Raw genomic sequence first — 22,085 nt, 5'->3', positions numbered from 1 at the left:
CGCTCTTCCGCCCGTAGTGCGGCCGGCCGCTCCCCGAGGGAGCCGTTCTGCCCACCCAGCGGATCGGCCGCGTTCGTGGCGTCCGTCATGTCGACCTGCACGCACCGGTGCCTCGCGGCACCGGCCTTCGGTCGGCGCCGTGGAGTCAGGTGGTGGCCTTTCCCGTGAGCAGGAACGATCTGATGTGCTCGGCGAGGCGTTCCGGCTGGTCCTCGGGGATGAGGGTGTAGCTGTCGGCGATCTCCACCAGTTCGCTCTTGGGCAGCAGCTCGGCGAGCCTGCGCCCGTGGTCGACCGGCATTACCTTGTCCTCGGCGGCCCAGACCACCAGCGCGGGCCGGTCGAAGTCCCGCAGCTTCTCGGCCCAGTTGAGGAGTTCCTCCTTGGGCGGGACTCCCAGTACGTACTTGCGCAGGTCCCGGCGGATCTCCGCCGAGCCCCACAGAGGCGCGAACCAGGCGTCCATCACCTCGTGCGGGACGGGTCGCTTGGTCATCCAGCCCCAGGTCATGGGCAGCCGCCGCATCGGCTTCGCCTTGAGCAGCCTGAAGGCGAGGTTGATGCCTCCCGGCATCTTCGCCGACATGTACAGGTTCGCACCCGGCACACCTGGCGGGAAGTTGTCGAACGCCTCGCAGGACGTGATCACGAGTCGGCCGATCCGCTGGTCCAGGCCCAGCGCCACCAGGGCCTGCGCCCCTCCCCAGTCGCTCATCACCAAGGTGACGTCGGTGAGATCCAGGGCGTCCAGGAACTCCGCGACGAGCCGGGCCACGCCGGGGATCGACAGATCGGCGTCCGGCCGCATGGGAGTGCGGTGCCCCCCGAGGGGCAGTGTCGGGATCACACAGCGGAAGTCCGCGCTCAGGGACGACACCACGTTGCGCCACAGGGAACCGTCCATCGCGACGCCGTGCAGCAGGACCACCACCGGGCCAGTGCCGCCGGTGTCCTGGTACTCCACCGTCCCCGCCGCAAGGCGCACTTCCGCCATTCTCATCTCCTCGGTCCTCGTGCGAAATGGAGAGGTCGGGAGCGGATCAGCGGCAAGCGGCCACGCTATGCGACCGGCCTTCGGCACACCGCCCCCGCCAGGGTGAGCCGCGAGCCAGCAAAACACCTTCCCGGCCTATTTCAACAGCAGGAAATTCGCCGAAAATGATCAATTACCCGCATCCGGCCGCCCTCCTCGCGCCGAAGTGGTGTCCGTGAGCAACCACATCACGAGCACCCCGCACGCCGTCGTCTCCGGTGCCAGCATCGCCGGGCTTTCCACCGCCTACTGGCTGCGCCGCACCGGCTGGGACGTCACCGTGCTCGAACGGGCGCCGGGCTTCCGCGACGGCGGGCAGAACGTCGATGTCCGGGGTGTCGCGCGTGAGGTGCTGGGCCGGATGGGGCTCTTCGACGTGGTGAAGGGGCTCAATACCACCGAGACCGGCACCGTCCTGGTGGACGGGCGAGGTGAGGTGACCGCCGAACTGCCCGCCGGGCCGGACGGCGCCACCGCCGAACTCGAGATCCTGCGCGGCGACTTCGCCCGCGCCATCCTCGATCACCTGCCTCCGGGCGTCGAGATCGTCTACGGCGACCCGATCACCGACACCATCGAGGAGGACGAGTCGATCACCCTGACCACGGCATCCGGCCGGGTCCTCCGCGCCGACCTGCTCGTCGTCGCCGAGGGCGTGCGCTCGGCCACGCGGGACCGGCTGTTCGACGGGCTGGTGGACCGCCGTGCGCTCGGGGTCAACATGGTGTTCGGGACCATCCCGCGCACCGCCGGTGACGACGACCGCTGGCGCTGGTACAGCACGGTCGGCGGCCGACAGGTCCACCTACGGCCCGACAACCACGGCACCACCCGCGCCATCCTGTCCTACCCCCGCGACGAGGACCTCGCCTCGCTCGACCGCGACCAGGCGCTGGCGCGGGTCCGCGCCCGGTACGCCGACGCGGGCTGGGAGACGGCGCGTGTCCTGGACGGGTTCGACGCCTCCGAGGACGTGTACGTCGACCATCTCACCCAGATCCGCATGCCCACCTGGCACCGTGGCCGGGTCTGCCTCGCGGGCGACGCCGCCTGGTGCGTCACCCCGATGGGAGGCGGCGGCGCCTCGCTCGCGCTGACCAGCGGCTATGTCCTCGCCGCCTGCTTGTCGTCCCACGCATCCACCGAGTCCGCCCTCACCGCGTACGAGCGGTGGATGCGGCCCCTCGTGGACGACGTGCAGAAACTCCCGCCCGGAGTCGTACGGGCCGCCTACCCCCGGACCCGGCTCGGGCTGGCCCTGCGCACGCTGGTCGTCAGGTCCCTGACCTCGCCGCTCCTCGCACCGGTCGCCGCGCGGCTCACCCGTGTCGCCGACACGGACCGGCCGCTGCCGCCGATCGTCTGAGTCAGCGCGGCGCCGGCGCCCAGCCGGGCGGGCCCAGCAGGTAGCCGGCGCGGTCCCGCCAGGTGCGGGCCGTGCGGACGTCGCGCCAGGTGGCCGCGTACTCGTGGAAGGCGACGCGGAGCGGGTTGTGGGTCTCGATGTTCTTCGTCAGGCCGTAGACCACCCGCTCCCCCTCGGCCTCGAAGGAGCCGAACAGGCGATCCCAGACGATGAGGATGCCGCCGTAATTGCGGTCCAGGTAGACGTAGTTGGAGCCGTGGTGCGCGCGGTGGTGGGACGGGGTGTTGAACACCCACTCCACCGGGCGCCACAGCTTGTCCACCCGTTCGGTGTGCAGGAAGAACTGGTAGACCAGGCTGACCGACTGCTGGAGCAGGATCATCCACGGCGGTACGCCGAGCAGCGCCAGCGGCAGCCAGAACGGCAGCGTCGTCATCGGCGTCCAGCTCTGCCGCAGCGCGGTCGACAGGTTGAAGCGCAGGCTGGAGTGGTGGACCACATGGCTCGCCCACAGCACCCGCACCCGGTGATGGGCGCGGTGGAAGACGTAGTACGCCAGGTCGTCGGCGAAGAACAGCAGCAGCCAGGTCCACGGGGAGGACGGCGAGAGGTGCCAGGGGGCGACGGTGAAGGCGGCGGCGAACACCACGATCGTCACCGCCTTCCACGGCAGCCCGATGACCTGGCTGCCCGCTCCCATGGACATGCTGGTGACGGTGTCGCGCAGTTCGTAGCCGCGCTCGTCGTCGTCGGGGAGGAAACGGAACGACAGCGCCTCCACGACGACGAGGAGCACGAACGCGGGTATCGCGTAGACCACGGCCGGGATCATGTCAGTTCACCGCTTCCGGGGCTTCGGTGGGAACACTGCGGGAGAGCAGTTCACGGGCGAGGTGTTCGGCGGCGTGGGCCTCGCGGGCGGCGATCAGCGTGCCGAGCCGCACATGGGCCTCCACGTCCAGGAGTTCGTCGGCGCGCAGGGCGTCGGGTGCCTCGGCGACCGGGAGCGCCCCGGTGACCAGGCTGTTGAAGGCCAGCAGGTAGGCGATGTTCCCGGAGCCCTCCACGATCAGCCGCCACCAGGCGACGTCCGCCTCGCCCAACTCCGCGAGATCCGGGCCCTGTACGGCGTACCGGCCCGCGCTCTCCATGATTCTCGACGCGGCCTGGTCGGAGCAGCGCAGCGCGCACAGCCGGGCCGCGTCGGCCCCGACGCAGACTCGCATCTCCAGTGCGTCGCGGGTGAGTTCGGCGATGGTGGGGCCGGTGTCGGCCGCGGCGAGCCCCAGGGCGAGGTCGAGCCCAGCGGTGCGCCGCCAGTCCAGGACGAGGGTGCGGCCACCGTGGCTGACCTCGACCAGCCGGGCCTGCTGGAGTCGCTTCACGGCCTCGCGGACCGCGTGCCGGTTCACCCCGAACTCGGCCGCGAGGTCACGTTCGGCGGTGAGCGGGGAGCCGGGCGGGAGTGCCCCGCCGAGTATCCGGTCGCGCAGTACGGCGTGGAGCTGGTCGGAGACCGCCTCACGCCGTACGGGTAAGGGAGTCATGGCGAACAGAGTGGGTGACGGCCGGGCACTGGTCAACTGGTTGGACCAGATTGGCCGTCACTCTCCTCACCGTGTCGGGCTCACCACTCCGCGAAGGAGCCGTCCGCGTGCCGCCACACCGGGTTGCGCCAACGGTGGCCGTTCTCGGCGGCCTTGGCGACGGCATCCTCGTCGACCTCGATACCGAGGCCGGGCGCGGTCAGCCGGGCCATGTGGCCGTCGGTGGTGTCGAAGTCGAAGACGGAGGTGTCGACGAGGTAGTCACCGAGGTCGGAGCCGACGTTGTAGTGGATGCCGAGGCTGGTCTCCTGGATGAACGCGTTCGGGCTGGCGAAGTCCACCTGGAGGCAGGCCGCGAGGGCGATGGGGCCGAGCGGGCAGTGCGGGGCGAGTCCGACGCCGTGCACCTCGGCCTGGGCGGCGATCCGGCGCACCTCGGAGATGCCGCCCGCGTGGGAGAGGTCGGGCTGGGCGAGCGCGATGCCGGAGCGCAGTACCGGGTCGAAGTCCCAGCGGGAGTAGAGGCGTTCGCCGGTGGCCACCGGGATGCTGGTGGAGGCCGTGAAGTCGCGGTACTGGGCGGTGAGTTCGGGGAGCAGCGGTTCTTCGATGAACATGGGGCGCAGCGGTTCCAAGGCGCGGGCGAGCTGTTTGGCGAGGGCGGGCGAGGTGCGGCCGTGGAAGTCGATGGCGACGTCCCCGTCCTCGCCCATCACCTCGCGCACGGAGGCGACGCGGGCGAGCACGGAGTCGATCTCGCGGGAGGTCTCCAGGTGCCGCATGCGTCCGCCGACGTTCATCTTCACGGCCCGGTAGCCCTGTTCGAGGCGCTGGGCCGCGTGTTCGGCGGCCTCGCTGGGGTCGTCGCCGCCGATCCAGGAGTACATCCGCATCCGGTCCCGTACCGCGCCGCCGAGCAGATCGTGCACCGGGACGCCGTGGTGCTTGCCCTTGATGTCCCACAGCGCCTGGTCGATGCCGGACACGGCGGACGACAGGACGGGGCCGCCGCGGTAGAAGCCGCCCTTGGTCATGACCTGCCAGTGGTCCTCGATGCGCAGCGGGTCCTGGCCGGTGAGGTAGTCGGAGAGTTCGTCGACGGCGGCCGCCACGGTGTGCGCGCGGCCCTCCACCACGGGCTCGCCCCAGCCGGTGATCCCCTCGTCCGTCTCGATCTTGAGGAAGAGCCAGCGGGGGGCGACGAGGTAGGTCGTGAGAGCGGTGATCTTCATGGGTGCGGCGGCTCCTGTCTGCGTACGGGTGGTGCGGTTCAGGGCTTCAAGAGGTCGGCCAGTGCGTGGAGTTGCTCGGGGTCGTCCAGCGCCGAGCCGACGGCGACGACCTTGGCGCCCGCCACGAGGTACGCGGCCGCGTTGGACGCGTCGATGCCGCCGGTGGCCACGAACGGCACCTCGGGGAAGGGGCCGCGCATGGCGCGGAACCAGTCCGGTCCGAGCACGCTCGCCGGGAACGCCTTCAGCCAGTCCAGGCCCAGCGCCCGTGCCGCCTGGACGTCGGTGGCCGTCGCCACACCGGGCAGATGCGGCAGCCCGGCGGCGACGCTTGCCCGCGCCACCTCGGCGTCGAGCCCCGGCGCCACGGTGAAGGCCGCTCCGGCCGACACCGCCCACGCCAGCCGTTCCGCCGTGGTGACGGTGCCCGCCCCGACCGGCTTGCCGCGCTCGGCGCCCGCCGCCACCACGGCGGCGAGCACCTCCGCGGCCTCCTGGCTCTGCACCGGCACCTCGACGCACTCGATGCCCAAGTCCCATGCAATGGACGCCAGTTCGACGGATTTCTCCAGCGACATCCCGCGCAGGATCGCCATCACGGGCGCCTTGGCGAAGATCCGGTCGAAGGACAGGGGGTTCACGGTCGCCATCCCAGCTCCCTGGAGATCGTCTCTGCGGTGGTGGTCAGCTCGGGCAGCACGTCCCGTTCCAGCGCGGTGAGGTCCGCCTTCGCCCTGAGCGCGGTCACGGAGATCGCCGCGATCACCTCGCCGCCACTGTCCCGGACGGGTACGGCGACGCAGTTCACGTAGTCCTCGTACTCGCCGTCGTCCACGGCGAAGCCGCGGGCGCGGGTCTCGTCCAGCGCCTTCCGGTAGGCGGCCGGGTCGGTGATCGTGGTGCCGGTGTGCGGGGCGAAGTCGCAGGTGGCGAGAAGGGCTTCGGCCGTGGGGTGCGGCAGGTGGGCGAGGATCGCCTTGGCGACACCGGCGGTGTGCGGGGTCACGGGGCGGCCGATCTGGGAGTACAGGCGCACGCCGTCCACCGGGTCGACCTTGTCGACGTAGACGATCCGGTCGCCCTCCAGTGCGGCCAGGTGCACGGTGTGTCCGCAGTGTTCGCCGAGGGTGCGCAGGTGGCCGGCCGCGATCTCCTTGAGCCCGAACTGTTCCAGGGCCAGCTGGGCGAGCCCGGCGAGCCGGTGCCCGACCGCGTACCGCCCGTCGGGCAGCCGTCGCGCGAGTCCGCCGTCGGTCAGCGACTCCAGGATGCGCAGCGCGGTCGACCGGTGCACGCCGAGGTGGTCGCCGACCTCGGTCTGGGTGCGGGGTCCGCGGGCGATGAACTCCAGGATGTCGATGGCCCGTCTCACCGTCTGTGACATGGCTCAGTTCCCTTCCAAGGTGTCGGCGGGCACATAGTCCTCGATGCTGCGCAGGGTGCGCCCGGCGAGGCGGTGGCCGAGGGCGAGCCGTTCGGCGGAGCCGGACCCGTGCAGGAGTCCGCTCAGATAACCGGCGGCGAAGGCGTCCCCGGCGCCGACCGCCTCGATGACCTCGACGGCGGGTGCGGGGACGAACCCCCGTCCGGCGTGGCTGAATTCGGTGGCCCCCACCTCGCCGTCCTTCACCACCAGCGTGCCGCGCGGCGCGAGGTGGGCGTGGATCTCCTCCGCCGTGGCGGTGCCCCACAGCCGTTCGCCCTCGTCCCGGCCGACGAACACGAGGTCGGCTCGCCTGGCCAGGTCGCGGAGAGTCACGGCCGCGTGATCGAGCGAACTCCATAGCGCGGGGCGGTGGTTCACGTCGAACGACACCAACACCCCAGCCTGCGCGGCCCGTTCCATCAGCAGTGTCACCAGCTCCGAGCACCCTTGCGACAACGCGGGCGTGATCCCCGTCAGGTGCAGCAGCCGAGCCCCGGTCAGGTCGACGCGGTCGGCGTCGGAGGGTCCCATTCGTGAGGCCGCCGAGCCGCGCCGGTAGTAGTGCACCCGGGTGCCCTCGGGGCCAGGGTCCTTGAAGTAGACCCCGGTTGGCGCGTCCGGATCGACCCGGACCCCGCCGACGTCCACCCCGCGCCCCGCGACCGCCGTGACGATCCGCCGCCCGAGCGGGTCGTCCCCGACCCGGCTGACCCACGCGGCCCGATGCCCCAGGTCGGCGAGATACTGCGCGACCGTGGACTCGGCGCCCGCGACGGCGAGCCGCAACTCCCGGCTGTGTTCCAGCCCTTCGCCGTCGGCCGGGGTGACCTGCGCCATCGTCTCGCCGAGGCAGACCGTCGTACCGGTCATCGCCATCCCCTCCATTGACATGCGGCTGTGGCCGTGAAGAACATTAGCAGCCCTTGCGCAACAGGCGTGCATATGTTGCAACAAGCAGGGCGCACACGTCCCGACCGATGGTGAAAGGGAGTGCGATGAGCCCGACGACGAGCGCATCCGCCCGCCAGGAATCCGCCCCGCGCCCGCCGCTGACCGCCCGAGCGCGTCAGCGCAGAACGGCGGCCGCGAGCGTCGTCGGGTCGATCCTGGAGTGGTACGACTTCTTCCTCTTCGGCGCCTGTGCCGCGATCGTCTTCAACAAGATCTTCTTTCCGTCGATCTCGCCGTTCGCGGCCACCCTGGCGTCCTTCGCCACCTTCGGACTGGGCTTCGCGGTCCGCCCGGTCGGCGGACTGCTCCTCGCGCACCTCGGTGACCGGATAGGCCGCCGCCCGGTGCTGATCCTCACCGTCGTCCTGATGGGTGCGGGCACGCTCGCCATCGGCCTGCTGCCGACGTACCACCAGATCGGCATCTGGGCCCCGGTGCTGCTCGTGCTGTGCCGGATGATGCAGGGCTTCGGCGTCGGCGCCGAACTCGGCGGCGCGTACGTGATGTCGACCGAGGCGGCCCAGGAGCACAAGCGGGGTCTCTACGGATCTCTGCCCGGCGCGGGCGAATTCATCGGCGTCGTCATCGCCTCCGGCGCGATCGCCGCCGTCTCCACGCTGCCCGAGGACGACTTCCTCAGCTGGGGCTGGCGCATCCCGTTCCTGGCCAGTGCCCTGGTCGTGGTGATCGCGCTGCTGATCCGCAACGCGGCCCCGGAGACCGAGCAGTTCGAGGCCGCCCGCGACAGCGGCAGGCGCGAGAGGCTGCCCGTACTCGCCGCGATCAAGGCCCGCCCCAAGGCGATCGCGCTGCTGATCGGCTCCGGCTGCGCCACGGCCATCGCCTCGTACGCGATCCAGGGCTATCTGCCGAGCTACCTCACCCACCAGCTCGGACTGTCGTCCGGCACGGCCGTGCTCGGCATCACCATCGCCTCGGCCGTCTCGATCCTCACCATCCCGCTGGCGGGCGCGCTGTCCGACCGGGTCGGGCGCAAGCCGGTGATGATCGGCGGGGCGGTGGCCATCACGCTCTTCGCGTACCCGTTCTTCCTGATGGTGGACACGCGGGAGCCGTGGCTGATCTACACCGCGATCACCATCGCGTTCGCCCTCTTCCTCAACTCGATCTTCGCGGTCGCGGGCACCTTCTACGCCGAGTCGCTGCCCACCGAGGTCCGCTACAGCGGGCTGGTCTTCGTACGTGAGATCAACGGCGTGATCTTCGCCGGGACCTCACCCTTCATCGCCACCCTGCTGGTCGGCGCGGGCGGGGACCGGCCCTGGTACCTGGCCGGGTACATGGCGGCGGCCGGCCTCGCCAGCGCGCTGTGCACCTGGCGGCTGCCGGAGACCGCGCCGGTGCGCACCAAGGGCGCTACCCCGCGCGCGTGAGCCCGGCCTCGGCCGCCTCCGGGCTGGCGAAGGTGGGCAACACCTCGGCGGTGCCGGTGACTTCCAGCATGCGGTCGACGTACCGGTTGGTGCCTATCAGACCGACCGGGCGCTGCCGCCGGGTGGCGAGAAGGTGGTTGACGAGCAGGGAGTCGGCGAAGCTGAGGTGCCGGAGGTCGTACACGAGCGGGCCGGGGAAGAGCCGCAGGACGTCGGCGGTGGCGTGCTCGACGCGGTCGATGAAGGCGAGGTCGAGTTCGCCGCGCAGCTCCATCACCCACACCGCGCCTCGCTGTTCGGAGGCGGACACCCCCGTTCCGCCCCCGTCGTGCTGTTGCTGGGAGTACATGGACACGAGCATTCCGCATCGCTTGACCGATGACAACATTGCGTGTCCATGCGAACACGATGCGTCGATGGCTGGTATGGTCCGCCCCTTCTGTGCGCATCACCCGCTCTCATCAGGGCAGACGTTCCCAGTCCGGGCGCCGAGAGACCCGGATTCGAAGGAATGGATCACGGTGTCAGTGCAGAGCGTGGAGGACCGCCGCCCCGGCGAGTCACACGAACGAGGGACAACCAGCAAGCCCCGCCGTACGGATCGCGCCAAAGTGGGCGGTCTGAACGGGCACATGCTGATGGCGGCCGTGGTGTCCGCGATCAGCGGTCTGCTGTACGGCTATGACACCGGCATCATCTCCGGCGCGCTGCTCCAGATCTCCGACGAGTTCCACATCGGCGGCACCATGAAGGAGACCATCGCGGCGGGCATCCTGCTCGGTGCCGTGATCGGCTCCCTGGTGTGCAGTCGGCTGTCCGAGCGCCTCGGGCGGCACCGCACCATCCTGCTGATCTGCGGGGTGTTCATCTTGGGCAGCCTGACCTGCGCCTTCGCCCCCAACGCGGTCGGTCTGGCGCTCGCCCGCGTGCTGCTCGGCTTCGCGGTCGGCGGCGCCACCCAGACGGTGCCGATGTACGTCGCCGAGCTGGCCCCCATGGCGATCCGGGGACGGCTGGTGCTCTGCTTCCAGCTGGCCATCGGCGTCGGCATCGTCATCGCCACGGTCGTCGGTGCGACCGAGGCCGTGTCCTGGCGGGTGGCGATCGGCGCGGCCGCCGTACCCGCCCTGCTGATGCTGCTGGGCCAGTTGCGACTGCCCGAGAGCCCCCGTTGGCTGATCCTGCGCCATGGGCGGACGGACCGGGCGCGCGAGGTCCTGGAGGAGCTGCGGCCCGAGGGCTACGACGTGGACGCCGAGCTGGACGAGATCACCGGTCTGGCGAAGCAGCAGGAGGACACCGACCGCGCGGAGCGGGGCTGGCGCGGGCTGCGGCAGCCGTGGGTGCGCCCGGCGCTGATCGTGGGCTGCGGCATCGCGGCCTTCACCCAGCTCTCCGGCATCGAGATGATCATCTACTACGCGCCGACCATCCTCACCGACAACGGCTTCCCGCAGACCGACGCCCTGCGGATCAGCGTGGCGCTCGGCGTGGTCTACCTGCTGATGATGATCGTCGGCCTGTGGATCGTGGACAAGGTCGGCCGCCGCAGGCTCACCCTGATCATGGTGCCCGGCGCCGCGCTCGCCCTCTTCGCCCTGGGCGCCCTCTATGTCACCGGCCACGGCACCCGTGCCTACGTCCCGGCGATCGTGGGCTGCCTGCTGGCCTTCATGTTCTTCAACGCGGGCGGTCTCCAGCTCATGGGCTGGCTCACCGGCTCGGAGATCCACCCGCTGTCGGTACGGTCGGCGGCCACCAGCGTCCAGTCGGCCACGCTGTGGAGCACCAACCTGCTGATCACCCTGACCCTGCTCACCATGATCAGCGCCTTCGGGGTGGGCCAGGTCTTCTGGATCTACGCCCTGTTCAACGTCGCCGCGTGGGTGTTCGTCTGGCGGAAAATGCCGGAACTCACCGGACGCAGCCTGGAGGACATCGAACAGCACCTCAAGGAGCGGAAGTTCCGGCCGCGGGACTTCGCCCGGTCGTAGCCGTCGTCGGCCGGGGAGGTGCGGGGCGCCCGCGCCTCCCCGGTACGTGATGCTTGAGCCATGCGTGCCGCCCGTCTGATCCGCATGGCCCTGCTCGTCCAGTCCAGCCCCGGCCTGACCGCCGACGCCCTCGCCCGTGAACTGGACGTCTCCCGGCGTACGGTGATCCGCGACGCCCAGGCCCTCCAGGAGGCGGGCGTCCCCATCCGCGCCGAGCGCGGCCGTGCGGGCGGCTACCACCTGGCGCCGGGTCACCGCACCCGGCTCACCACCCTGCACCCCACCGAGGCCGAGACGCTCTACCTCTCCGGCCTGCCCACCGCCCTGCGCGACCTCGGCCTCTCCGACGCGGCGGACACCGCCCGGCTGAAGCTCTCCGCCACCCTGCTCCCGTCGCTCCGCGCGGCGGCCGAGTCGTCGGTGCGCCGCTTCCACCTGGACGCCCCGGCCTGGTTCCGCGAGCCGTCGACACCCGAGCTGCTGCCCGAGCTGGCCCGTGCCGTGTGGTCCGACCGCATCGTCCGGATCAGCTACGCGCGGCCGGGACGGGACGACACGGTGACCCGCCTGCTGGAGCCGTACGGGCTCGTACTGAAGGCGGGCGTCTGGTACGTCGTGGGCCGGGTACCGGCCGGGCGGGACGGCGCCTGGCGCACGTACCGCGTCGACCGGGTCACCGCCCTCTCCCCCACCGAGGACGAGCCCTTCGTCCGCGACCCCGGCTTCGACCTGACCGCGTACTGGCAGGAGAACGCGGCGCGGTTCGCGCGGACGCTGCTGCGGACGACGGCCACCCTGCGCCTGACCGAGCGCGGCCTGCACCGCCTCGCCGCCATCGCGGACCCGGCCGGGGTCACCGAGGCGCTGGCGTCGGCGAGCGCGCCGGACGCCGACGGCCGGAGCACGCTGGAACTGCCGGTGGAGTCGGAGGAGGTCGCGTTCGCCCAGCTCAGCGAGTTGGGCGCGGACGTGGAGGTACTGGCCCCGGAGGGCCTGCGCGCCCGCTTCCGCGCGCACGCGCGGGCCCTCGCCGCGCTGTACGGCGTGGACGGTCAGCGGTAGTCGTCGGGGGTGCCCTGCTTGCGGCCGGACTTGACCTCCTCGAAGTACGCCCAGACGTCCGGACGGCTGCCGTCGACGTCGGTGATGTCGTAGGTGCGGGCGAGTTCGGCGCTGGAGGTGGACCTGCCGTTCCAGCGGGCGGCGCGCTCCGGGTCGGCGGCGAGGGCGGCGATGCCGCGGGCGAGGTAGGCGGGCGACTCGGCGGTGGCGAAGTCGGGTTCCTGGGCGGCCGCGTCCCGCCAGTTCTCCTCGGTCACACCGAAGTGGCCGAGCATCTGCTCCGAGCGGAGGAAGCCGGGCGTGACGGCGACGGCCGTGCCGCCGTACTCCTTGAGTTCCTCGCCCAGGCCGAAGGCGATGCGGATGGGGGCGTTCTTGGCGAGGTCGTAGTAGAGGTTCTCCCGGTAGCGGCGGTTGAAGACCGCCGTGCCGTCGGTGACCTCCACGTGCAGCGGGGCTTCGGAGCGGATCAGGAGCGGGAGGGCGAGCGCGGCGGTGATCACGTGCGAGCGCACGCCGAGTTCGAGGATGCGCAGGCCGTCGTCGAGGGGGGTCTCCCAGCTCTTCTTGCCGAAGACCGCGTTGACGAGGAGGTGTTCGCCGCCCCAGAGGTCGTTGACGAGGATGTCGAGCCGCCCCCGCTCGCGGTCGATCCGCTCGACGAGGGCGCGCACCTGGTCGGGCTCCAGATGGTCGGTGGGTACGGCGATCCCGGTGCCTCCGGCCGCCGTGACCAGCTCCGCCGTCTCCTCGATGGTCTCCGTGTCCCGCCCGACCTCACTGGTCCGCTCACGAGTGGTGCGTCCGGTGACGTAGACGGTGGCTCCGGCCCGGCCGAGTTCGACGGCCATCGCCCGCCCGGCGCCACGGGTGGCCCCGGCGACGAGTGCGATCCGGTCGGTGAGCTGTGTGCTGAGGTCTTGGGTCATGCTTCTACGGTGCACGCCAATGGTGACAGTTCACGTCACCTTTCTTTTCGCGTGGCATTTTCACGAGGACTCCGTCTCGTCGCTGACCACCGAGAAGGCCGCGTCCCGCTGTCCGTCGTGTTCCGTCAGGCGGGCCATCAGATCGGCGCGGACGTCGTGGTACGTGTCCGAGCCGAGGGGCAGCCGGAGCGGAGCGGCGCCGCTGTCGATCAGGTCGATCATGGCCTGGGCGATCTTCTCCGGGGCGTTGGGGAGGACGAAGGTGCCGTCGGTGAGGGCCTGGCGGATCTCACCGACCGGGGTGGCGGCGTACTCCGGCATGGGCGGGGCGGTGTCCAGAGCGGTGCCGAACCCGGTCGGGGTGGCGCCGGGCTCGACGATGGTGAGGGCGATGCCGAAGGGGGCGATCTCCTCGGCGGCCGTCTCGCAGAAGCCCTCGATGCCCCATTTGGAGGCGTGGTAGTAGGCGAAGCCGGGGTAGGTCGTCTGTCCGCCCGCGGTGGAGACCTGGAGGATGCGGCCGTGGCCCTGGGCGCGCAGATGGGGCAGCGCGGCACGGATGACGTGGATGGAACCGAGCAGGTTGGTGTCGATCACCCGCCGGATCTGTTCCTCGGTGGCCTCCTCGACGGACGCGAAGACTCCGTACCCCGCGTTGTTGACGACGACGTCGATCTCGCCCAGGTCCGCGAAGGCGTCGGTGACGACCTGAGCGACCTGCGCGCTGTCGGTGACGTCGAGCCGGGCGGCCCGGAGCCGGTCGCCGTGTTCGGCGCGCAGGTCGTCCAGGGCCTCGGGGCGGCGCAGGGTGGCCGCCACCCGGTCGCCGCGCGCGAGCAGCCGCTCGGTGAGGATGCGGCCGAACCCGGACGAGGTGCCGGTGATGAACCAGGTGCTGGTCATGGTGTCCTGCCTTTCACGATCCTTCCGGGATCAGACCGACTCGATGGACCGCACCTCGTAGGCGACCGCGGGGCTCGGCACCGGGCCCCGGCAGGTCAGCCGGTAGGGGGCGGTGCGGTGGGCGTGCACCTCGATGTCGAAGGCGGTCGGGCGGGGGGCGTGGAGTTCGACGCGGATGCGCCAGTCGTCGCCGTCGCGGGCGGTCCCGGTGACCGTGTAGTCGTAGCGGCCGGCCGGGCCGAAGCGGGCGAGCAGGGCGGCGACGGCGACCTGCTGCGGCGGGGCGAGGTCGGTGTACCCGCGCAGGTGGTCGGGGTGGATGCGCCCGGCCAGGTGCTCCTCGACCACCGCCACGGCCGACGTGGGGTCGAGACTGCCGTAGTACACCCCGTCGGGCACGACGACGACGTTGGCGGCGAACCGGTCCCCGCCCACGTGGGTGCACTCCCAGACGAGGTTGGGCCACCGCTCGCTGAGGGCGCGGGCCACGGGGCGCCCGCGCACGGCGCAGCAGATGTCGTGCTGCCCGTGGACGCAGACCAGGACGACGGGCGGCTGGTCGAGCCGCCCCGGCGACCGGAGCGCCTCGGCGATCTCCACGAGGTCCTGGTCGCCGGTCCAGGTGCCCCAGCGCTGGCGGCAGGCGCCCGACCGCTCGTAGTGCAGTACCGCCCACCGGCCGGGCCCCTCGGGTCTGGGACGGGCGAGCCGCCTGACCAGGAAGATACGGGCGCGGACCGCGTGGGCGGCCGCCCAGACGTGGGCCTTGACCACCGGGTCGAGGTCGATGCCGTCGTAGCCGTCGGGCGGCCACGCGCCCCGGTACTCGATCAGCACCCAGACCGTGCCGCGGGGCGCGGTGCCCGCGATGGAGTCGCCGCGTATCCGGGCGGCGTCGGCGCAGAAGAACCGGTCTGTGGTGGTCACCGGGCCGCTACTGTCCGGCCGGTACCAGTACGCCCGCGCGCAGCAGCCGTCCGGCGAGTGGGAGCCCGAGGTCACCGGCGCTACGGACCTCGCCGTCGAGCAGGCGGGCGACCGGGGGCAGGTCGGCCTCCGGGAAGTCGAGCCAGCCGACCCGTGTCGTCAGGCGGGCGCCCTCCAGCCGTGCTTCCAGCGCGTCGCGCAGCCGTACGGGCGACTCGGGTCCGAGGGCGTCGACGGCGGCGAGCTGGGCCAGCGGGCCGAGCGGCGCCGGGCGGCCCTGGCCACGCCGGGTGCGGTGGAACAGCGGCGTCGGGTCGGCCAGGGCGACGGCCTCGGTGAGGCGTTCGCGGACGCCGTCGACCATCTGGGCCGTGGCGTCGGCGCCGAGCGGCAGGGAGGCGCGGGCCCAGGGGTCGTCGCGCAGCGCGGCGAGCGCGGCCTCGGCGAGCTGTTCGGCCAGCGCGTAGCGGGTCCGGACGTGGACGCCCAGGGTCAGGTGGATGGAGACCTCGCCCTTCGCCCGGGCGGCGTGCAGCCAGCCGCGCGGCAGGTAGAGGACGTCGCCGGGCTCCAGCACGGTGTCGATGTACGCGGGCCCCTCGGCGGCCTCGGCGACGGCGGCCCGGCGGTCGGTCCAGGGCTGGTCCCTGAGCGGGTCCGGGTGGACGGGTTCGCGCACCAGCCAGCGCTTGCTGCCCTGGATCTGGACCACGAAGACGTCGTGGACGTCGTAGTGGTCGTCGAAGCCCTGGCTCTGCGGCGGGGTGATGTAGGCGTTGGCCTGCACCGGGTGCCCCAGTTCGGCGCTCAGCCCGGCGCACAGCTCCCCCACGGGTTGCCAGGTGCGCTGGAGCGCCTGGAGGACGAGCGTGGCGCCGTCCGCGAACAGCCGCCACAGGGCGGTGTCGTCGAGCTGGTCGGAGATGGTGGCGCCGACCCCGCCGGGCGACGTGTACGACGACTCCGGGAGCACGGTGCCGTTCTTGGCGACCCGGAGGAAGGGCGTGCGCAGGCCCCGGCGCGAGAGGAGTTCGTCCACCGCGTCGGCGTCGAAGACGTCGGAGAAGTCGCTCGCGCGGCGGGTGAGCAGCGCGGTGCGCGACCAGACGTCGCGTGCGAAGGCTTCGAGGCCGAGGTCGGTCAGACGGCGCTCCAGTGTCCCGGCACCCGCGAGGGCGCCGGGATCACGGGAGCGGTCGGCCGGGCTGGTCAAGCCCCGCCGTCCGCGCCGCCGTCGGCTCCGCCGTCGTGGACGCCGGGGACACCGGCCGCGCCGCCGTCCGCGGGGCCCTCGGCGCCCTCGTCGGCACCGTGGTCGGCGCCATGGTCCGCGCCGTGGTCCGCGCTGCCGTCGGCTCCGCCGTCGTGGACACCGGGGACACCGGCCGCGCCGCCGTCTCCGGGACCCTCGGCGCCGCCGTCGGCTCCGCCGTCGTGGACGCCGGGAACGCCCGCCGCCCCGCCGTCCGCCGGACCCTCGGCGCTGCCGTCCGCACCGCCGTCGTGGACGCCGGGCTCGCCCGCCGCTCCGCCGTCCGCGGGGCCCTCGTGCTGGTGATCGGAAGTAGCCACAGTTCCTCCTCGCCGTCGCCGTGGTGGACCCCGCCGCCCGGTCGAGAAGGCCGGGCGGACCCTCCGGCCGTGCGTGGGCACGTCGGCTGGGCCTCTCCGACTACCGTCACCCAGAAACCGGCCGCCTGCATCCGGTGGGCCGCGGCGGGCGGCCGGACCCGCGGTTCAGCCCGCCACGGCGTCCGGGTCGCGCGGCCTGCCGCCCTCCGCCAGCGCGTCGGCGGCGCGGCCGCGGCAGTCGCGGTAGCGGCGCAGGTACGACCGCGCCATGGGACCCGGCGGGACGCCCCGCGCGAAGGCCCGCATGTTCCGTTCGCCCGCGTTGTAGCCGAGGGCGAGGAGTTCGTCGCGGGTGTAGCGGTGCCAGTGGCGCGCCGGAAGCACCCGGTCGAGGTCACGCAGGTGCAGGGCGGCGACGCGGACGGCGAACGCGGGGTCGTCGCGCAGGTCCTGGAAGCGCCCCGACAGCCCGTACGCGCGCCGGACCGACTCGAAGGCAGCGCGGTGCATGTTGGCCACCCCGAAGGAAGCGCCGGGCTTCCACCACTGCCAGAGCCGTTCGAGGAGCGGATGGTGCGGTTTGTACGCCTCGTTGTGCAGCACGGTCATCAGCAGCACCGGCGACACCCCGGCCGCCTCGGCGGCACGGGCCACGGTCCCGGCGTAGTCGGCCGGGTCGTAGCCGCCGGGCAGCAGCGGCGGTGTCGGGGCGTGGCCGGTCCCGTCCGGCGCCGGAGTCGGTCTTCTGTCCATGAGCACGGCCTCTCCCTGCCACCAGCCGGACGGCGGAACGCCCGCCGTCCTCTGGCCCCAGGTGCCCGTGTGCCCCGGCCTCAATCCTGCTGGTCCGCTACTTGGCGGAGGCGCGGCCCACCCCGGCGTACACCCAGTACTCCGTCGGGTTGTCCGGCAGGGGTTCGGCCGGGTCCGGGCGCCACAGCGGGACGTGGACCAGGCCGGGCTCCACGAGGTCGAAGCCGGAGAACAGGCCGAGGATCTCGTCGTACGAACGGGCGGTCACCGGGGAGGTGGCGCGGGACCGGTAGAGCTGCCCCACGGCGGCGGCGGTGTCGGGGCGGTCCTGGTTGGTCGCGTGGGACATCGCCAGCCAGCTGCCCTCGGGCAGGGCGTCCCGGAAGGTGCCCACGATGCCGTCCGGGTCCTCCTCGGGCGTGATGAAGTGCAGGATCGCGTTCATCAGTACGGCGACGGGCCGCTCGAAGTCGATCAGCTTGCGCAGCTGGGGGGAGTCGAGGATGTCGGCCGGCCTGCGGATGTCGCCGTCGACGATGTCGGCGTGCGGGTTGCCCGCGAGCAGGGACGCGCTGTGCGCCACGGCGACGGGGTCGTTGTCGACGTAGACCACGCGGGCGTCCGGGTCGGCCGCCTGGGCCACCTCGTGGACGTTGCCCTGGGTGGGGATGCCCGAGCCGAGGTCGATGAACTGCCGCACCCCGGAGTCGACCAGGAAGCGCACCGCCCGGCCGAGGAAGTCCCGGTTGGCGCGGGCCAGGGTGCGCACCTGGGGGTCGATGGCGGTGAAGGCGGCCACCGCCTCCCGGTCGATGGCGAAGTTGTGCTGTCCGCCCAGCATGGCGTCGTACATCCGGGCGACGCTCGCCTTGTCAGGCTCTGTCCCGGAACCTGCAACCACGCTGTCCGACATGGCAACTTCCTTTCCATACATGCGACTTGACGACGCATCATATAGTTGCCCCGAACGACGAGCGAGCGCTCCGCCCTGTTGGCCGCGCGGCCGCCGTCCTCGCCCCCCGGAAAGGCACGACTCTGCGGAACGACCCGTGCGGCCGTATCGACGAACCGCCCGCCGCCCGGCCCTCGCCGCGCCGGCCGCTCCTCTCCCCTGCCACCGACGCGATCGGCTCGGCGCTCGATCTGCCGCTGACCGGAGCCCAGTTCACCCACGCGCTGACGCCCGCCTTCGCCGACGCGGCGTCGGTGTATCTGCTGGAGCGGTGGCGCCGGGGGGAGAACGCGGGCGCGGCTCCGGACCCGCCGCGCATCGAGGCGCACCGGCTGGCGCTGCGGGTGGGGGCGGACGCGCGGGAGGACTGGGAGAAGCTGCTGCCGGTCGGCGAGGTGATCGTCTTCCCGCGCGGGACTCCGTACGCCCGCGCGATGTCCTCCGGGCAGGCGCAGCTGCTGGACGCGGTGGACCCGCACACCTCCGCGCGGCTGCTCGCCTCCGGCAACGGGGACGCGCGGATGGACGAGCTGCTGCGGACGGCGTCCTTCCTCGTCGTGCCGCTGCGGCTGCGGGACGTCACGATCGGCTTCGTCGCGTGCACGCGGGGGCCGGACCGGGAACCGTTCACCTCCGCCGAGGTGGCGGCGGTGGAGGGGCTGGCGGCACGCGCCTCGGTCGCCCTGGACAACGCCCGGCGCTACGAGCACGAGCGGCGCACCACGCTGGCCATCCGGGGCAGCCTGCCGTCCGGCGCGCTCCAGCTCTTCGAGGGCTGCCGGGTCAGCCACGGCTCGCTCCCGGCCGGGCCGGACACGGTCATCGGCGGCGACTGGTTCGACGTGCTGCGGCGGCCGGACGGCCGGGTCAGCCTGATCGTGGGCGACGCCATGGGCCACGGCCCGGAGTCCGCCGTCGCCATGCTGCAACTACGGACCGCTGTACGGGCGTTCGCCGGTTTCGACATCCCGGCGGTCGATCTCGTACGGCGGCTCGACGCGCTCGCCTGTGACACGCCCGGCGCCTCCTTCGCCACCTGCGTCTACGCCGAGTGGTCGCCCGGGGAGCGCACCTGCACCGTGGTGAGCGCCGGTCATCCGCCGCCGTTGCTGCGCGGCGCGGACGGGAAGACCGCCCCGGTCCCGCTGACCGAGCCCGGACTGCCCCTGGGGCTGGGCACGGGCCACTACGAGGCGACCGTGTTCGCGGTGCCGGAGCCCGCGCTGCTGGTGCTCTACAGCGACGGTCTGGTCGAGTCCCGCGACGCCGACATAGACCACCAGATAGCCCGCCTGGCCGACGCCCTGGACACGGCCCTCGCCGAGCCGGGCACCGATGTGCCCGCACTGTGCGAGCACCTGCTGACCGCGCCCTCGGGCACGGGCGGCGCGGACGACCGGACCCTGCTGCTGGCCGAACTGACGCCCGCGGCGGACTGACGCCTGCCACGGACCGAGGCGGGTCAGAAGGCCAGCGTCGCCCACACCGCGTTGCCGCTGGTGAGCCGGGACCGGTCCACGCCCCAGCGGTCGGCGAGCTGTTCGACGAGCAGGAGTCCCCGCCCGCCCTCGTCGTCCGGTCCGGGTTCGCGCCGGGAGAGGCCCCGGCCGGAGTAGTCGTGGTCGTGCACCTCGATGCGCAGACGGCCGTGGGCGACGAGGCCGATGCCGCACAGGATGCGCACGCTGGAGGTGTGCAGGACGGCGTTGGTGGCGAGTTCGGACACGAGGAGCACGGCGTCCGCGCATAAGTCACCGGGCAGCGGCCAGCCGGCCAGCCGGTCCCGCATGGAGCGGCGGGCGATCCGGACGCTGGAGTGGTGCGATCGCAAAGTGATCCAGTGGGTCTGGTCCGGGTCGGCGACGTCCAACAGGTCCGGTGACGAGGTCGTGGTGGGGGTCACGATGATTGCCTTCCGTGAGGCGGTCACTCAAGTAACTATGCTCGCAACCGAGTTCAGGCTGCAACCAACTCCCTGATAATTACAGAGAGCCGCTATCCGTCTGGTTACTTCACCAACTCCCTGTCACACTCTTACGAGTGACAGCCCATCAGGAGGTAGGGCGTGAACGAAGGCCGTTCGAGCGCGGGCAGCACCACGAGTGCGCCCACCGTGCTCCGCATGGTCCTGGGCCGCAGGCTCCAGGAGCGGCGCCAGGAGGCGGGCGTCTCGCTGGAGGACGCGGCGCGGGCGCTCAGGGTCACGGCCCTGACCATCCGCCGCCTGGAGAAGGCGGAGGTGGCGCTCAAGCCCCTCTACGTGGAGAAGCTGCTCGAGACCTACGGCGCCGACCGGCAGGAGCGGGACGAGTTCGTCGCCTTCGCCGAGCGGGCCAACGAACCCGGCTGGTGGCACGCCTACCGCGACGTGGTGCCGGGCTGGTTCAGCGCGTACGTGAGTCTGGAGACCGGCGCGAAGACCCTGCGCACCTACGAGCCGCACTACGTGACCGGCCTGCTCCAGACCCACGCGTACGCGCGCGCCGTGCTCGCGGGCGGCTTCCCGAACGACGGTGACGAGGACCTGGCGCGCCGGGTGGACCTGCGGCTGCGCCGCAGCGTCCTGCTGGAGCGTGCCGACTCGCCGACGCTGTGGGTCGTGATGGAGGAGGCCGTCCTGCACCGGGTGGTGGGCGGTCCCGAGGTGATGCGGGAGCAGATCGACCGGCTGCTGGAGCTCTCGGAGCTGGAGCACGTCAGCGTCGACGTGGTGCCGTTCGCCGCCGGTGCGCATGTGGGGGCGTGCGCGCCGTTCACGTACTTCCGGTTCGAGGAGCCGGAGCTGCCGGACATCGTCTACAGCGAGATCCTCTCCGGCGCGATGTACCTGGACCAGCGCTCCGACGTGGTCGCCCATCTGGAGGCGCACAACCGCATGTCCCTGCTGTCCTCCGACGCGCAGAGCAGGGCGCTGCTGAACCGCATGCGCAAGGAGTACTCATGACCACCATCGACGACCGTGGCCACGCCTACAACGGGATGCCCGCCTCCGACCTCGGCGAGCAGGGCTGGGAGTCCCCCTGGAGCGGCCCGAACGGCGGCCAGTGCGTGCAGACCAAGCAGCTCGCCGACGGCCGGGTGGCGCTGCGCCAGTCGACCGACCCCGCCGGACCCGCGCTGATCTACACCCCGGAGGAGATCACCGCGTTCGTCGCGGGGGTCAAGCGGGGCCTCGCCGACCATCTGACCAGCGGCTGACCTCTCCCCCCACGCACACACCGAAAAGGGACAGCATGACCAACTCACACGCGGCGCGGGACATCGACACCAGCAGGCCCCACTCCGCCCGGATGTACGACTACTACATGGGCGGGAAGGACCACTTCGAGATAGACAGGCAGGCGGGGGAGGCGGCGGCGTCGGTCTACCCCGGCATCTTCTTGTGCGCCCGCGAGAACCGCGCCTTCATGCACCGCGCCACCCGGGTCCTGGCCCAGGAGCACGGCATCCGGCAGTGGCTGGACATCGGCACCGGCATCCCCACCGAGCCCAACCTGCACCAGGTGGCCCAGTCCGTGGTCGCCGACGCCCGGGTGGTGTACGCGGACAACGACCCGCTCGTCCTGAAGTACGCCGAGCGCCTGATGCGGAGCACCGCCGAGGGCCGCACCGCGTACATCGAGGCGGACGTCAACGACCCGCAGTCGCTGCTGGACTCCCCCGAGCTGGGCGAGGTCCTGGACATGGGGCAGCCGGTGGCGCTGTCCCTGAACGCCCTGATGCACTTCGTGCCGGACGACCGGGACCCGTACGGCATCGTGGCACGGCTGCTGGACGTGCTCCCCTCGGGCAGCGCGCTCGCCCTGAGCCACTGCACGCCCGACTTCGACGCGCCGACCTGGGAGAAGCTCGCCGACCTCTACAACGGTGCCGGGACGCCGGTGCAGTTCCGCTCCCGCGCGGAGGTGGCACGTTTCTTCGACGGGCTGGAGCTGCTCGATCCCGGTGTCTCTCTGGGCCACCGCTGGCGCCCGGACACCGAACCGACCGCCACCGACGCGGAGATCAGCCTGTGGACCGGAGTGGGCATCAAGCCGTAGCGAC

Annotated in this window: 24 protein-coding genes; 8 read left to right on the top strand and 16 right to left on the bottom strand. The window is 72.0% G+C overall.

What is annotated here, in order from left to right:
• Positions 1 to 145: 145 nt before the first annotated feature.
• Entirely contained in the window at positions 146 to 994 is an 849-nt protein-coding gene (locus ACIPPM_RS04850) for an alpha/beta fold hydrolase (protein WP_401442998.1), read from the bottom strand.
• 214 nt (positions 995 to 1,208) lie between these two features.
• Here ACIPPM_RS04850 and ACIPPM_RS04845 point away from each other — a divergent pair, with 214 nt between their 5' ends.
• Positions 1,209 to 2,399 carry an FAD-dependent monooxygenase gene (locus ACIPPM_RS04845; protein ID WP_401442995.1) on the top strand — a complete coding sequence of 397 codons (1,191 nt, stop codon included), beginning with the start codon at positions 1,209 to 1,211 and terminating at the stop codon, positions 2,397 to 2,399.
• A gap of 1 nt (position 2,400) precedes the next feature.
• Here the strand turns inward: ACIPPM_RS04845 and ACIPPM_RS04840 are convergent, their stop codons facing one another.
• The 6 genes from ACIPPM_RS04840 to ACIPPM_RS04815 all read right to left on the bottom strand — a co-directional run bounded on the left by ACIPPM_RS04840 (position 2,401) and on the right by ACIPPM_RS04815 (position 7,474).
• Positions 2,401 to 3,231 carry a sterol desaturase family protein gene (locus tag ACIPPM_RS04840; protein ID WP_401442993.1) on the bottom strand — a complete coding sequence of 277 codons (831 nt, stop codon included), beginning with the start codon at positions 3,229 to 3,231 and terminating at the stop codon, positions 2,401 to 2,403.
• A 1-nt stretch (position 3,232) separates the two neighbouring features.
• The gene (locus ACIPPM_RS04835) at positions 3,233 to 3,946 is read right to left on the bottom strand and encodes a FadR/GntR family transcriptional regulator (RefSeq protein WP_401442990.1); all 714 of its coding nucleotides are present in this window, start codon (positions 3,944 to 3,946) and stop codon (positions 3,233 to 3,235) included.
• Between the two features lie 80 nt (positions 3,947 to 4,026).
• The gene (gene dgoD, locus ACIPPM_RS04830) at positions 4,027 to 5,178 is read right to left on the bottom strand and encodes a galactonate dehydratase (protein WP_401442987.1); all 1,152 of its coding nucleotides are present in this window, start codon (positions 5,176 to 5,178) and stop codon (positions 4,027 to 4,029) included.
• Between the two features lie 38 nt (positions 5,179 to 5,216).
• The gene (locus ACIPPM_RS04825) at positions 5,217 to 5,828 is read right to left on the bottom strand and encodes a bifunctional 4-hydroxy-2-oxoglutarate aldolase/2-dehydro-3-deoxy-phosphogluconate aldolase (protein WP_401442985.1); all 612 of its coding nucleotides are present in this window, start codon (positions 5,826 to 5,828) and stop codon (positions 5,217 to 5,219) included.
• Complete coding sequence (locus ACIPPM_RS04820) at positions 5,816 to 6,562, bottom strand: IclR family transcriptional regulator (RefSeq protein ID WP_401442982.1); 747 nt, start codon at positions 6,560 to 6,562, stop codon at positions 5,816 to 5,818. The genes ACIPPM_RS04825 and ACIPPM_RS04820 overlap by 13 nt, the downstream gene beginning before the upstream one ends.
• A 3-nt stretch (positions 6,563 to 6,565) precedes the next feature.
• Positions 6,566 to 7,474, bottom strand: coding sequence for a sugar kinase (locus ACIPPM_RS04815; protein WP_401442979.1), 909 nt, complete (start codon positions 7,472 to 7,474; stop codon positions 6,566 to 6,568).
• Between the two features lie 125 nt (positions 7,475 to 7,599).
• On the opposite strand from ACIPPM_RS04815, the gene ACIPPM_RS04810 reads away from it, so the two are divergent.
• Positions 7,600 to 8,949, top strand: coding sequence for an MFS transporter (locus ACIPPM_RS04810; RefSeq protein ID WP_401442976.1), 1,350 nt, complete (start codon positions 7,600 to 7,602; stop codon positions 8,947 to 8,949).
• Here ACIPPM_RS04810 and ACIPPM_RS04805 read toward each other — a convergent pair.
• Entirely contained in the window at positions 8,933 to 9,298 is a 366-nt protein-coding gene (locus ACIPPM_RS04805; RefSeq protein WP_401442973.1) for an STAS domain-containing protein, read from the bottom strand. The genes ACIPPM_RS04810 and ACIPPM_RS04805 overlap by 17 nt on opposite strands.
• Before the next feature lie 262 nt (positions 9,299 to 9,560).
• Here ACIPPM_RS04805 and ACIPPM_RS04800 point away from each other — a divergent pair, with 262 nt between their 5' ends.
• Together ACIPPM_RS04800 and ACIPPM_RS04795 are read left to right on the top strand one after the other, a co-directional pair.
• Positions 9,561 to 10,943, top strand: a complete 1,383-nt coding sequence (locus tag ACIPPM_RS04800; protein ID WP_401442971.1) for a sugar porter family MFS transporter — start codon at positions 9,561 to 9,563, stop codon at positions 10,941 to 10,943.
• Between the two features lie 60 nt (positions 10,944 to 11,003).
• Entirely contained in the window at positions 11,004 to 12,005 is a 1,002-nt protein-coding gene (locus ACIPPM_RS04795) for a helix-turn-helix transcriptional regulator (protein ID WP_401442968.1), read from the top strand.
• Here the strand turns inward: ACIPPM_RS04795 and ACIPPM_RS04790 are convergent.
• The 7 genes from ACIPPM_RS04790 to ACIPPM_RS04760 form a co-directional block, all read right to left on the bottom strand.
• Positions 11,996 to 12,934, bottom strand: a complete 939-nt coding sequence (locus ACIPPM_RS04790; RefSeq protein ID WP_401442965.1) for an SDR family oxidoreductase — start codon at positions 12,932 to 12,934, stop codon at positions 11,996 to 11,998. The two genes, ACIPPM_RS04795 and ACIPPM_RS04790, sit on opposite strands and share 10 nt — an antisense overlap.
• 60 nt (positions 12,935 to 12,994) lie before the next feature.
• A complete protein-coding gene (locus ACIPPM_RS04785) occupies positions 12,995 to 13,837 on the bottom strand; it encodes an SDR family oxidoreductase (protein WP_401442963.1) in 843 nt (280 codons plus the stop codon).
• A gap of 30 nt (positions 13,838 to 13,867) precedes the next feature.
• Positions 13,868 to 14,764, bottom strand: coding sequence for a sucrase ferredoxin (locus ACIPPM_RS04780; RefSeq protein WP_401442961.1), 897 nt, complete (start codon positions 14,762 to 14,764; stop codon positions 13,868 to 13,870).
• A gap of 7 nt (positions 14,765 to 14,771) precedes the next feature.
• The gene (locus tag ACIPPM_RS04775) at positions 14,772 to 15,977 is read right to left on the bottom strand and encodes a cupin domain-containing protein (RefSeq protein ID WP_401442958.1); all 1,206 of its coding nucleotides are present in this window, start codon (positions 15,975 to 15,977) and stop codon (positions 14,772 to 14,774) included.
• Positions 15,974 to 16,336 (bottom strand): BatC protein, encoded by a 363-nt coding sequence (locus ACIPPM_RS04770; RefSeq protein ID WP_393591147.1) that lies wholly within the window; start codon positions 16,334 to 16,336, stop codon positions 15,974 to 15,976. The genes ACIPPM_RS04775 and ACIPPM_RS04770 overlap by 4 nt, the downstream gene beginning before the upstream one ends.
• A gap of 165 nt (positions 16,337 to 16,501) precedes the next feature.
• On the bottom strand, positions 16,502 to 17,089 hold the full coding sequence (locus ACIPPM_RS04765) for a lytic transglycosylase domain-containing protein (protein WP_401442956.1): 588 nt from the start codon (positions 17,087 to 17,089) through the stop codon (positions 16,502 to 16,504).
• 97 nt (positions 17,090 to 17,186) lie between these two features.
• Positions 17,187 to 18,002: an SAM-dependent methyltransferase gene (locus ACIPPM_RS04760; protein ID WP_401442954.1), complete on the bottom strand. Its 816-nt coding sequence runs from the start codon at positions 18,000 to 18,002 to the stop codon at positions 17,187 to 17,189.
• Between the two features lie 26 nt (positions 18,003 to 18,028).
• Between ACIPPM_RS04760 and ACIPPM_RS04755 the strand changes: the two genes are divergently transcribed.
• A complete protein-coding gene (locus ACIPPM_RS04755; protein WP_401442952.1) occupies positions 18,029 to 19,480 on the top strand; it encodes a PP2C family protein-serine/threonine phosphatase in 1,452 nt (483 codons plus the stop codon).
• A 23-nt stretch (positions 19,481 to 19,503) separates the two neighbouring features.
• Here ACIPPM_RS04755 and ACIPPM_RS04750 read toward each other — a convergent pair whose 3' ends face one another.
• Positions 19,504 to 19,944, bottom strand: a complete 441-nt coding sequence (locus tag ACIPPM_RS04750; protein ID WP_401442950.1) for an ATP-binding protein — start codon at positions 19,942 to 19,944, stop codon at positions 19,504 to 19,506.
• 162 nt (positions 19,945 to 20,106) lie between these two features.
• Here ACIPPM_RS04750 and ACIPPM_RS04745 point away from each other — a divergent pair, with 162 nt between their 5' ends.
• The 3 genes from ACIPPM_RS04745 to ACIPPM_RS04735 are packed head-to-tail and all read left to right on the top strand — an operon-like array spanning position 20,107 to position 22,081.
• On the top strand, positions 20,107 to 20,985 hold the full coding sequence (locus tag ACIPPM_RS04745; RefSeq protein WP_401442947.1) for a helix-turn-helix domain-containing protein: 879 nt from the start codon (positions 20,107 to 20,109) through the stop codon (positions 20,983 to 20,985).
• Positions 20,982 to 21,239, top strand: coding sequence for a DUF397 domain-containing protein (locus ACIPPM_RS04740; RefSeq protein WP_393912260.1), 258 nt, complete (start codon positions 20,982 to 20,984; stop codon positions 21,237 to 21,239). The genes ACIPPM_RS04745 and ACIPPM_RS04740 overlap by 4 nt, the downstream gene beginning before the upstream one ends.
• 35 nt (positions 21,240 to 21,274) lie before the next feature.
• A complete protein-coding gene (locus ACIPPM_RS04735) occupies positions 21,275 to 22,081 on the top strand; it encodes an SAM-dependent methyltransferase (RefSeq protein ID WP_401442944.1) in 807 nt (268 codons plus the stop codon).
• The last annotated feature ends 4 nt before the right edge of the window (positions 22,082 to 22,085 follow it).

Origin of the sequence: Streptomyces sp. NPDC090119 (assembly GCF_044747085.1) — a bacterium.
GTDB lineage: Bacteria > Actinomycetota > Actinomycetes > Streptomycetales > Streptomycetaceae > Streptomyces.
The sequence above is the reverse complement of the archived record's forward strand: the minus strand, read 5'-3'. Positions and strand labels throughout refer to the sequence as shown.

What these genes read in the sequence shown, in the direction of transcription:
- ACIPPM_RS04740 (WP_393912260.1), top strand. Translation starts at nt 20,982, where the DNA reads ATGACCACCATCGACGACCGTGGCCACGCCTACAACGGGATGCCCGCC.
- ACIPPM_RS04765 (WP_401442956.1), bottom strand. Translation starts at nt 17,089, where the DNA reads ATGGACAGAAGACCGACTCCGGCGCCGGACGGGACCGGCCACGCCCCG.
- ACIPPM_RS04850 (WP_401442998.1), bottom strand. Translation starts at nt 994, where the DNA reads ATGGCGGAAGTGCGCCTTGCGGCGGGGACGGTGGAGTACCAGGACACC.
- ACIPPM_RS04835 (WP_401442990.1), bottom strand. Translation starts at nt 3,946, where the DNA reads ATGACTCCCTTACCCGTACGGCGTGAGGCGGTCTCCGACCAGCTCCAC.
- ACIPPM_RS04815 (WP_401442979.1), bottom strand. Translation starts at nt 7,474, where the DNA reads ATGACCGGTACGACGGTCTGCCTCGGCGAGACGATGGCGCAGGTCACC.
- ACIPPM_RS04825 (WP_401442985.1), bottom strand. Translation starts at nt 5,828, where the DNA reads ATGGCGACCGTGAACCCCCTGTCCTTCGACCGGATCTTCGCCAAGGCG.
- ACIPPM_RS04785 (WP_401442963.1), bottom strand. Translation starts at nt 13,837, where the DNA reads ATGACCAGCACCTGGTTCATCACCGGCACCTCGTCCGGGTTCGGCCGC.
- ACIPPM_RS04735 (WP_401442944.1), top strand. Translation starts at nt 21,275, where the DNA reads ATGACCAACTCACACGCGGCGCGGGACATCGACACCAGCAGGCCCCAC.
- ACIPPM_RS04795 (WP_401442968.1), top strand. Translation starts at nt 11,004, where the DNA reads ATGCGTGCCGCCCGTCTGATCCGCATGGCCCTGCTCGTCCAGTCCAGC.
- ACIPPM_RS04760 (WP_401442954.1), bottom strand. Translation starts at nt 18,002, where the DNA reads ATGTCGGACAGCGTGGTTGCAGGTTCCGGGACAGAGCCTGACAAGGCG.
- ACIPPM_RS04810 (WP_401442976.1), top strand. Translation starts at nt 7,600, where the DNA reads ATGAGCCCGACGACGAGCGCATCCGCCCGCCAGGAATCCGCCCCGCGC.
- dgoD (WP_401442987.1), bottom strand. Translation starts at nt 5,178, where the DNA reads ATGAAGATCACCGCTCTCACGACCTACCTCGTCGCCCCCCGCTGGCTC.
- ACIPPM_RS04805 (WP_401442973.1), bottom strand. Translation starts at nt 9,298, where the DNA reads ATGTACTCCCAGCAACAGCACGACGGGGGCGGAACGGGGGTGTCCGCC.
- ACIPPM_RS04820 (WP_401442982.1), bottom strand. Translation starts at nt 6,562, where the DNA reads ATGTCACAGACGGTGAGACGGGCCATCGACATCCTGGAGTTCATCGCC.
- ACIPPM_RS04790 (WP_401442965.1), bottom strand. Translation starts at nt 12,934, where the DNA reads ATGACCCAAGACCTCAGCACACAGCTCACCGACCGGATCGCACTCGTC.
- ACIPPM_RS04840 (WP_401442993.1), bottom strand. Translation starts at nt 3,231, where the DNA reads ATGATCCCGGCCGTGGTCTACGCGATACCCGCGTTCGTGCTCCTCGTC.